Source organism: Planococcus circulans, from assembly GCF_020023385.1.
Taxonomy (GTDB): Bacteria; Bacillota; Bacilli; order Bacillales_A; family Planococcaceae; genus Planococcus.
The window spans coordinates 199,061-208,050 of the sequence record NZ_JAIQCL010000008.1 but is presented as its reverse complement, the minus strand read 5'-3'; the positions used below and the strand labels follow the sequence as shown (position 1 = coordinate 208,050).

The following is an 8,990-nucleotide window of genomic DNA, read 5'->3' as shown; positions in this document are numbered from 1 at the left end:
AAGAACCGTCAATTTCTAGACAAAATCAGGCGTCAATAACACCTAATTTTCTCGGGTCCATCTTATTGTATTTTTTGAAATAAGCTATGAATTTTACAGATAACGAGTTTACATCTGAGGGATTATCGGAAGCAGCAATAGATTCTACATATAATTCAAAGAACCCATCAACCTTCGCATGAAAGGTTGATGGGTTCTTTGAAATAATACGCAAAATAAAGTTTAAGTTGATGCAAGTTATTTCTTAAAGTGACAGTTCAATAGTTCAGGAATCATAAGACTATAACTGGACTCAGTCAAAATCCTTTTTCTCCCATTCATCCTCTGGAATCTCCAGATCTTCACCTGAAAAACGCTCTTCCTGAAACGGATCGCCGTTCATGTGGAAGCCGTTCTGCTCCCAGAAGCCAGGTTGGTTTTCATCGATGAATTCGATGCCGCGGACCCATTTGACACTTTTCCAGAAATACAGATGAGGCACCACGAAGCGCAGCGGATAACCGTGTTTGGCTGTCAGTGGTTCGCCGTCAAGTGAATGGGCAAGCAGCACATCTTCCCGGTCGAGGTCGGACAGGGCAAGATTGGTGGTGTAATCATTGTCACCATGAAGCATCACATAACCGCTTTTCGGTGTTACGCCCAATTCTTTCATCAGATCGATAAAGCGGACACCTGTAAATGTATTATCGAAGCGGGACCAGCGTGTGACACAGTGGATGTCGCGGATAATCGTTGTTTGTGGCAACTTCAATAAGTCGTCGTAATGCAGTGTAACTTCCTTGTCGACCTGGCCAAAGATCTTCAAGGTCCAGGTGGCCATATCATAGACCGGCACTTCGCCTTCGTGCAGGACCGGAAAGCGCTCGGTCAGCACTTGGCCAGGTGGCAGGCGTTCAGCCAGTGCGGGATCCACTACGGGTACCCGTGTTTTTTTGATTCGTTCGGCTTTGCTCAACTTCATAGATATCACTCCTTAAAATAAAAAAATCTTCCGCTGAAAAAGGGAAGAGTGGTTATCTGCTCGTGAAATTCTCTTCCTCATCTTTCAGAACATCGTGCTTCTGATGGATTTGGCACCATTCCAGTTACGTTAACTGGCGGTTGCCGGGCGTCGTCGGGCCATTCCCTCTGCCTCTCTTGATAAGGATGTAGCATATTTAATTTTTTGTTGAATTTGTTCAGCTTTCATCAGTGAAGAGTGAAAAAGTCTTTACTGATTGAAGTTTCTCTTTATTTTACTCAAATGCTCTGTTTCTTACAAGATTATTCGCAAAATTATTTAGCTTCTCTTCAGCTGGCGTTATACTAAAGGTACGTGGAGAATTTACCGGAACCGGTGAGCTGCATTTCAAACGAATAAGGGGTCTTTATTAATGAAAAAAATGATAACTATTATAAGCATAGCCATCCTGCTGAGCGCCTGCAGCAATACATCGGCTGGCAACGACAGTGAGCTGTTGGTTTCGGCAGCCTCAAGCCTGACGGAAGTGATGAAAAAGATGGAAGAGGAATTTCAACAGGTGGAACCGGATATTGACTTATCCTTCAATTACGGATCATCCAGCAAGCTGAGAAGCCAAATCGAGCAAGGGGCACCTGCAGATTTGTTTTTATCGGCCAGCGTAAAGGATATGGACCTGCTCGAATCGCAGCAGCTCATAGACGCTGCAAGCATCAGTCCATTTGCTGAAAATCGGCTGGTTCTGGCTTCTTTGGAAGAGTTCCCGGAATCGGTGGATTTTGAGGAAGTAGTGATGGATGCAGAAGAAACCATTGCCGTTGGAGAGCCTGACAGCGTGCCGGTTGGAGCGTATACAAGGCAGGCATTGGAAAGCCAAGGGTTATGGCAGCCGCTTGAAGGGCGTCTAATCTATTCCAAAGACGCAAGGCAAGTGGTGACTTACGTAGAAAGCGGGAATGCAGGTCTTGGCATCATCTATTCTTCCGATGCCGTTATTTCCCGGGAAATAACAGCGACGCTCGAGCTGCCCGGACAGATAGATCCTGTCGTCTACCCCGGAGCCGTTGTAACCGCGTCAGAGAATCAGCAGGCTGCTGCAGCTTTTCTGGATTTTGTCACGGGTCCAACAGGCCAGGCCATTTTTAAAGACTACGGCTTTTTGCCGGGAGATGGAAAAGCGCCATGACGCCATATGATTTGTCTCCACTTTGGTTATCGCTGAGAGTCGCGGTCATTTCCACATTATTTGTATTTCTGGCCAGCCTGGCGCTTGCCCGCTTGATGAACAGGCGTGATTTTTTTGGGAAAAGCTTCGTGGAAGCCCTGATTCTGCTGCCTTTGGTTTTGCCGCCGACGGTTATCGGCTTCGGCTTGATCGTTTTATTCGGCGTCAATGGTCCACTCGGCATCCTCTTGGAGCAGTGGTTTGGATTTCGTGTCGTCTTTACTTGGATCGGCGCAGCCATTGCGTCTTTTGTGGTGTCTTTGCCGCTGATGTATCAAAGCGTTCTGGCCGCTTTTGAAAAAGTGGATCCGCGTTGGGAAAACGTGGCGCGGACGATGGGCGTGTCCGAATGGCGGATTTTCCGGACCATCACATTTCCACTTGCCTGGTCGGGTATTCTGGCGGGATTAATCCTGGCGTTTGCACGGGGTATCGGTGAATTCGGGGCCACTTTGATGATTGCCGGCTACATCCCGGGCGTTACGGAAACGGTGCCGCTCGCGATTTACTTCGCCTATGAAGCAGGCGATATGGAAAAAGCCCTGTTTTGGGTGCTGATCATTTCCTCGCTTGGAGTCGCCGCCATCGCCTGGGTCAACTACTGGCGCAAAAAAAACGCAATACGAATCGGCAGGGAGTGAGCAGATGCTTAAAGTGGATGTTCAAAAGCAATTGGATCATTTTAACTTGGATATGGAGTTTGAACTGGGGCAGGAAATTCTGGCACTTGTGGGGTCTTCCGGTTCGGGCAAAACCACGTTGCTGAACTGCTTGGCGGGAATTGTCCATCCGGATGCAGGGGAAATTTCATTGAACGGCCGGAATTTTTACAGGGAAGGGCAGAAGCCGCTTAAAATCCAAAAAAGGAAAGTGGGCTATTTGTTTCAGGATTACGCGCTGTTCCCGCATCTGACTGCGGAACAGAATATTCTGTATGCGCTGTCGCGAGTCGCGGATACATCACCTATTACCGAACTTACAAAAATCCTTGGAATCACCGGGCTGCTGGCCAAATACCCGCACCAGATTTCAGGAGGCGAAAAGCAGCGTGTGGCGTTGACGCGTGCAATGGCCGTCCAGCCCGATATCCTGCTGCTCGATGAACCATTTTCAGCTTTGGACGACGCCAACCGTGACCGCTGCCAGGACGAACTGCTGCGGATTCACCGGCAATGGCAAATACCGATCATCTTTGTGACGCATCGGATTGCCGATGCTGAGAAATTGGCAGACCGGATCATCCGGATTGAAAAAGGACAGATGACGGAGCAAACAGTATTTTGATAGGGACTGCAGTTATAGATTGGCCATGATAAAGTGATACTAACGAAGAAACCGTTTGGACGATCAAGCGGCAGGAAAGTGGGAAACAATGTGGATGAACGCTATTCAAGGCAAGTGTTATTCAAACCGCTTGGCCAGACCGGCCAGGAAAAGCTCGGATTATCGTCTGTCACCATCGTCGGCTGCGGAGCTTTGGGCTCGGCGATTGCAGAAACGCTGACGCGTGCAGGCGTCGGAACCATCCATTTAGTCGACCGTGATTATGTGGAGGTGTCAAATCTTCAGCGTCAACAGCTTTTCACGGAAACGGATGCCCAGCAGATGCTGCCGAAAGTGGCGGCTGCGGAGCAGCGGTTAAAAGCGATTCGCAGTGATCTCCATCTAATCACTTATCTGGAGCACTTGGATGCGGCAGGAATGGAGAAATTGGCTGCTGTCAGCGATCTGATCCTGGATGCCACCGATAATTTTGAAACTCGCCTACTGATTAATGATGCTTCTGTAAAATACGGCGTACCTTGGATCTACGGCGCCTGTGTCGGCAGTTCGGGAGTGGTTTTCCCGTTCATACCTGGAGAAAGTTCCTGCTTCCGTTGCCTATTGCCTGTGTTGCCAGCCATCAATGAAACCTGTGATACGGTCGGTATCATCTCGCCGGCGGTTCAGGTGACGGCTGCACTTCAATGTACAGAAGCGCTGAAATGGTTGAGCGGCAACCGTGAAGCGATGCGCAAAAAGATCCATCACTTCAATATGTGGGACAATAGCCAATTGGATATCGGAGTGTCGCGCATCAAGGACCCTGCCTGCAAAACATGCGGGCCAGATGCAGTATTCCCGTCGCTAAACGAAGCAGGAGTGAACGCCTATGCCGTTTTATGCGGTCGTGATGCCGTGCAGATTCTGCCTGATCCGAATCGTCCGATCACTTTGGACGACGCTGAAAAAGTGGGCAACCGGCTGGAAGCGGGAGTAAGGAGAACACCTTATTTTGTCGAATTGAAGGTCTTTAACCACCGCATGATACTATTCGGAAACGGACGTTTACTGATTCACGGCGTCCACAATGTGACAGAAGGCCGGAAATTATACCATCAAGTATTCGGTTGATCAGGAAGGGGAGTTTGTATGTCGGAATCATTCGAAGGGGTTCAACATGTCCGTGTGGCAGTGTTGACGATCAGCGATACGCGGACAAAAGAGACGGACACCGGGGGACAGCTCGTTCAGCAACTGGCTGGGAATGAAGGGCTGGAACTTGTCGCTTACGACATAGTGGCAGATGATATAGCGGCTATTCGTGTCGCTATTTCCGACTGGCTGGAACAGGATGAAATTGATGTAATCATCACAACCGGCGGAACAGGAATCGCCAAACGCGATGTTACGTTAGAGGCGGTCGAGCCGTTGTTTGAAAAGGAAATTGACGGTTTTGGCGAGCTCTTCCGTTACGTCAGCTTTACTGAAGACATCGGCACAAAAGCCCTTTTAAGCCGGGCGGCGGCAGGTGTAGCCAATGATAAAGCCATCTTTGTCCTGCCTGGATCCCGTGGAGCTGTAAAACTGGCGATGGAACGCCTGATTTTGCCGGAAATCCAGCATATCCATTCGGAGCTGACTAAGCATCGTCAGACTGGTGAATAACCGGCTGACAAAACAGAGCCATTCATAATTTAATACCAAAAGCCTCAAAAGCCGTCATCGAAATGACGGCTTTTGAGGCTTTTTTATGGATTTGATCAAACGGTGAAGTTGCCACTGTCGTTCAGTCGCGTGCGTAATCGCCTGATTTCCCACCGGTTTTCTGGAGCAGCATGGTCGGTCCGATGACCATTTCCTTGCCGGCTGCTTTGCACATGTCGTAGATGGTCAAAGCAGCAGCTGAAGCCGCAGTGAGTGCTTCCATCTCGACACCGGTCGGCCCCTTCGTTTTGACTTCGGCTGTCAACAGGACTTCAAAATGATTGGCGTCTTCATCGACATTCCATTGGAATTCAATATCGACTCCGCTGAGAGCCAAAGGATGGCACATCGGGATGATTTGGGCGGTATTTTTGGCGGCCATGATGCCGGCGACCTGGGCAACGGCGAAAACATCGCCTTTTTTATTGGTGCCTTCCTTAATCTGTTGGTATATCGCTTTGTTCAACAAAACCGAAGTGGTGGCGCGGGCTGTGCGGACGCTGTCTTTCTTATCGGAGACGTCGACCATCTTGGCGCGTCCCTGGGCATTGAAATGAGTCAGTTCAGACAAAGAAATCATCCTTTCACTAGTAAGTGATTTCAGTATAGCATGGCTGGGAGGTCTCTTCCTTTTGAACAATTAACCATTTTTGGCTGTACTCCATACAAAGCTTTATTGACAAGTAGAAGAACTGCCGACTATAGTTCAATTTAAAGTCGGAACATTACATAAATAAAGCGAGGGGCAATAAAAATGAAAGAAGAACAGGCATACAAGCAAATTAAGAAAATGATCATTGAGGGGAAATTCTCAGTGAAAGAAGCGATCAGCATCAATCGTCTGGCGGAGCAGCTGGTGATGAGCCGAACACCGATTCACCGGGCATTGTCGCGTTTAGAACGGGAAGGGTATATTACCATTACACCCCAGGTCGGTGTTTTTGTGCGGCGGCCAGATGCCCGGGAAGTGCAGGAAAGGCTGTTGCTCTGCGTCAATATCGATGTTTTCCTGGCAGAGCAGGCGGCCAAGTCCATCAACGAGCTTCAACTTGAGGAATTGAAAAAATTGCTGGAAGCGATGGAGCAGCCTGCCATTGAACCGGGTGATTACGAGAACTTGAACCGGGATTTCCATACGATGATCTGCCGTGCAGCCAATAATAGCTATGCGTTCCAGACAAATAAAATCAATTGGGATTACCTGAACTACCTCAATGCTTCTGAAACCTTGTTCCGGGGAGCTAATCGTGAACAGTCGCAAGCGGAACACCGCATGATTTATTATGCGCTGCGCGATGGGGATTCAAAGCTGACCGAACTGTTGATGAAAAAGCATTTGATGCGGGTTGCGCAATTTATTATTGGTAAATACGGACATATGGATTGAATCTGGCAGATATCAAGACTGTTTTTAGTAGGTTATATACAGAAAACAGAATGGAATTAGATAACTATTTATTGAGTTTTCAAATATCATTGAAAGTTTAGTTTATTCCGCATAGAATCAGTTACAAGAACAATGTAAGCGTTTTACTAAAGCGGACACGGGATCGAGCGGAAGATGAAAGGGAGGGTGTAAACGGAAAACCGATGCTTTGGATTTTATCGGATAGGGGCTACGTATAGACACACTGAAATATTAGTTGTTCATAAAAAAGGCGAAAATGAATTGATTCTGTTGAAAAGAAGGTTGAAAATAATCATCTAAAATTTTACTTGGGGAGTGGACAGAATGACAATCACGAAACGGAAAGTCCAGACAGGCGCATATGAGACATTTATACACGAGGGAGGAGCCGGCAACAGCGAGGCGATTTTTTTTCTTCATGGCAGCGGACCTGGAGCGAGTGCGAGTTCGAACTGGCAAGGGGTTCTGGCGGAATACGCCGAGAATTATCACGTTGTAGCTCCTGACCTCCTCGGATTTGGCGAAACGGATCATCCGACAGAGTATCCGGCCAACGGAGCGCAGTGGATGAACTGGCGGATCGAGCAGGTGTTGAATTTGATGGACGCACTGGACCTGGAAAAGGTTCATCTGGTCGGCAATTCACTGGGCGGTGTCATTTCCCTGTTCCTGGCGATGGATACACCGGACCGTTTCGACCGCATTGTCTTGATGGGTGCTGGCGGCGGGTTAACTGAGCCGACACCGGAACTCAGCAAATTGGCGAACTTCCATAAAGATCCGACGGCGAAAGCCTTGCGCAACTTATTGAGCTGGTTCCTATACGACACAACGGGGATGGAAGAAAAGCTGGATAGCATCGTTGAAGAACGCATGGAGCTGTTCAATCGTCCGGAAGTCCGCAAATCCTACGAAGAGAACTTCAGTAAGACCCAATTGTCCGATATGCTGGTTCCGCCTTCCGCGCTTAAGCGCATGAAACACGAATTCTTTTTGATTCATGGACATCAGGACCGTTTTGTTCCATTGGCAAGCAGCCTGTACGTAATGGAATACCTGGAAAATGCTGAACTGCATGTCTTCAAGCAATGCGGGCACTGGGCACAGATTGAACAGAGAGAGAATTTCATCAAACTGACTCAGGATTTCTTCAACCGCAATAAAGTATTGAACCGCGCTTAAAAATTAGATAAGGGGTGTTTATATTGACTCAAATGGCGACAGATACGAAAAAGATGCTGGTGGAAAGCGGAACCGCGTTGATTCCGAAGTTAAGAGACCTGAGCTTGGAAATTGACCGCAATAGCGAATTATCCGATGAAGTGATTGAAGAACTGCGCAGCAATGGGCTGTTGAAGGTTCTGCGTCCGGAAATCTTCGGAGGCTACCAAACGAATATGCGCACCTATACAGAAGTGGTGACGGAAATTTCCCGCGGCAACGGATCGGCGGGCTGGTTCGTATCACTGAGCAACATCCGGGATTACATGATTTCCTACGCATTCGGCCAACAGGCATTGGATGAAATTTTCGGTGAAGGGCAGGACGTCATTCTGGCTGGGAACTTTAAACCGATCAAATGTGAAATCGAGAAAACGGAGGGCGGCTACACGATCAAAGAAGCCCAATGGCCATTCGTTTCCGGCAGCCCTCATGCCGATTGGTTCTACTTCGGATTTCCGGTGGATGACGGCAAAGGCGGCATGGAAATGGCCATCATGGTGCTGCCGAGACATGAAGTGACTGTTTTAAATGACTGGAATGTAATGGGCTTAAGAGGCTCAGGAAGCAATAGCGTGAAAGTCGAAAACGTCTTTCTTCCGGAGCATCGGGTATCGCTCGATCGCCTGGCGAGACAAGGTGAGTACATGATCGAGCCGCTGCGCGATATTCCTTTATATCAGACGCCTTTTGTCCCTTCGTTGACTTTATCGATTGTGGCTCCTGCACTTGGACTGGCGCAGGCGGCGATGGATCTTCATATGGAGCGCGTCGAAAAAGCGGGCATCGGCAATACTTTCTACGCAAAAATGAGCGAAGCGCCGATCACCCACATGCAAGTGGCGCAAGCGCAGCTGAAAATCGATTCTGCCGAGCTTCATCTGTACCGGGCAGTTGATATACTGGATGATTATTCCATTCGAGGATTGCAATTGACGATGGAGGAAGGCATTCGCATGAAAGCAGATTTCGGTTACGTCAATCAGCTCTGCAAAGAAGCGATCGACTTGCTGACAGAAGGTGCCGGTTCGGTGTTCTCTTATAACAACAACCTGTTCCAATTGGTCTACCGTGATTTCCTGTCGATGCACCTGCACGGCTTCATCACACCATCAAGCCTGATCGAGACATATGGCAGAGTCATATGCGGCCAGGAACCGAATACGTACTTCGTCTAAACTAAGGAGATTGAAATTTCAGTATACAAA

At 48.4% G+C, this 8,990-nt stretch carries 10 protein-coding genes and 1 riboswitch; of the genes, 8 read left to right on the top strand and 2 right to left on the bottom strand.

Annotated features, from left to right (window positions below; all coding sequences use genetic code 11):
- Nucleotides 1-292 precede the first annotated feature (292 nt).
- Complete coding sequence (locus K8U60_RS14300; protein ID WP_461752383.1) at nt 293-961, bottom strand: sulfite oxidase-like oxidoreductase; 669 nt, start codon at nt 959-961, stop codon at nt 293-295.
- Nucleotides 962-1,035: 74 nt separating this feature from the next.
- Nucleotides 1,036-1,147, bottom strand: a riboswitch (SAM riboswitch).
- Between the two features lie 226 nt (nt 1,148-1,373).
- Here K8U60_RS14300 and modA point away from each other — a divergent pair.
- From modA to K8U60_RS14275, 5 genes are all read left to right on the top strand, one after another.
- Entirely contained in the window at nt 1,374-2,147 is a 774-nt protein-coding gene (gene modA, locus K8U60_RS14295) for a molybdate ABC transporter substrate-binding protein (protein WP_223641335.1), read from the top strand.
- Nucleotides 2,144-2,827: a molybdate ABC transporter permease subunit gene (modB, locus tag K8U60_RS14290; RefSeq protein WP_223641317.1), complete on the top strand. Its 684-nt coding sequence runs from the start codon at nt 2,144-2,146 to the stop codon at nt 2,825-2,827. The genes modA and modB overlap by 4 nt, the downstream gene beginning before the upstream one ends.
- A gap of 4 nt (nt 2,828-2,831) precedes the next feature.
- Nucleotides 2,832-3,470, top strand: coding sequence for an ATP-binding cassette domain-containing protein (locus K8U60_RS14285; protein ID WP_223641300.1), 639 nt, complete (start codon nt 2,832-2,834; stop codon nt 3,468-3,470).
- A 90-nt stretch (nt 3,471-3,560) separates the two neighbouring features.
- Nucleotides 3,561-4,580 (top strand): ThiF family adenylyltransferase, encoded by a 1,020-nt coding sequence (locus K8U60_RS14280; protein WP_223641389.1) that lies wholly within the window; start codon nt 3,561-3,563, stop codon nt 4,578-4,580.
- A gap of 18 nt (nt 4,581-4,598) precedes the next feature.
- The gene (locus K8U60_RS14275) at nt 4,599-5,114 is read left to right on the top strand and encodes a MogA/MoaB family molybdenum cofactor biosynthesis protein (protein WP_223641297.1); all 516 of its coding nucleotides are present in this window, start codon (nt 4,599-4,601) and stop codon (nt 5,112-5,114) included.
- A 121-nt stretch (nt 5,115-5,235) separates the two neighbouring features.
- On the opposite strand, the gene moaC is transcribed toward K8U60_RS14275, so the two are convergent.
- A complete protein-coding gene (gene moaC / locus K8U60_RS14270) occupies nt 5,236-5,724 on the bottom strand; it encodes a cyclic pyranopterin monophosphate synthase MoaC (protein WP_223641294.1) in 489 nt (162 codons plus the stop codon).
- 183 nt (nt 5,725-5,907) lie between these two features.
- On the opposite strand from moaC, the gene K8U60_RS14265 reads away from it, so the two are divergent.
- The 3 genes from K8U60_RS14265 (at nt 5,908) to K8U60_RS14255 (ending at nt 8,960) form a co-directional block, all read left to right on the top strand.
- Entirely contained in the window at nt 5,908-6,540 is a 633-nt protein-coding gene (locus tag K8U60_RS14265) for a GntR family transcriptional regulator (protein ID WP_223641291.1), read from the top strand.
- Between the two features lie 345 nt (nt 6,541-6,885).
- Entirely contained in the window at nt 6,886-7,743 is an 858-nt protein-coding gene (locus tag K8U60_RS14260) for an alpha/beta fold hydrolase (protein WP_223641288.1), read from the top strand.
- Nucleotides 7,744-7,775: 32 nt separating this feature from the next.
- Nucleotides 7,776-8,960 (top strand): acyl-CoA dehydrogenase family protein, encoded by a 1,185-nt coding sequence (locus K8U60_RS14255; protein WP_223641370.1) that lies wholly within the window; start codon nt 7,776-7,778, stop codon nt 8,958-8,960.
- Nucleotides 8,961-8,990 lie beyond the last annotated feature (30 nt).

Coding starts and splice junctions, on each gene's coding strand:
- K8U60_RS14265 (WP_223641291.1), top strand. CDS start 5,908: ATGAAAGAAGAACAGGCATACAAGCAAATTAAGAAAATGATCATTGAG.
- K8U60_RS14260 (WP_223641288.1), top strand. CDS start 6,886: ATGACAATCACGAAACGGAAAGTCCAGACAGGCGCATATGAGACATTT.
- modA (WP_223641335.1), top strand. CDS start 1,374: ATGAAAAAAATGATAACTATTATAAGCATAGCCATCCTGCTGAGCGCC.
- K8U60_RS14255 (WP_223641370.1), top strand. CDS start 7,776: ATGGCGACAGATACGAAAAAGATGCTGGTGGAAAGCGGAACCGCGTTG.
- K8U60_RS14300 (WP_461752383.1), bottom strand. CDS start 961: ATGAAGTTGAGCAAAGCCGAACGAATCAAAAAAACACGGGTACCCGTA.
- K8U60_RS14285 (WP_223641300.1), top strand. CDS start 2,832: ATGCTTAAAGTGGATGTTCAAAAGCAATTGGATCATTTTAACTTGGAT.
- modB (WP_223641317.1), top strand. CDS start 2,144: ATGACGCCATATGATTTGTCTCCACTTTGGTTATCGCTGAGAGTCGCG.
- K8U60_RS14275 (WP_223641297.1), top strand. CDS start 4,599: ATGTCGGAATCATTCGAAGGGGTTCAACATGTCCGTGTGGCAGTGTTG.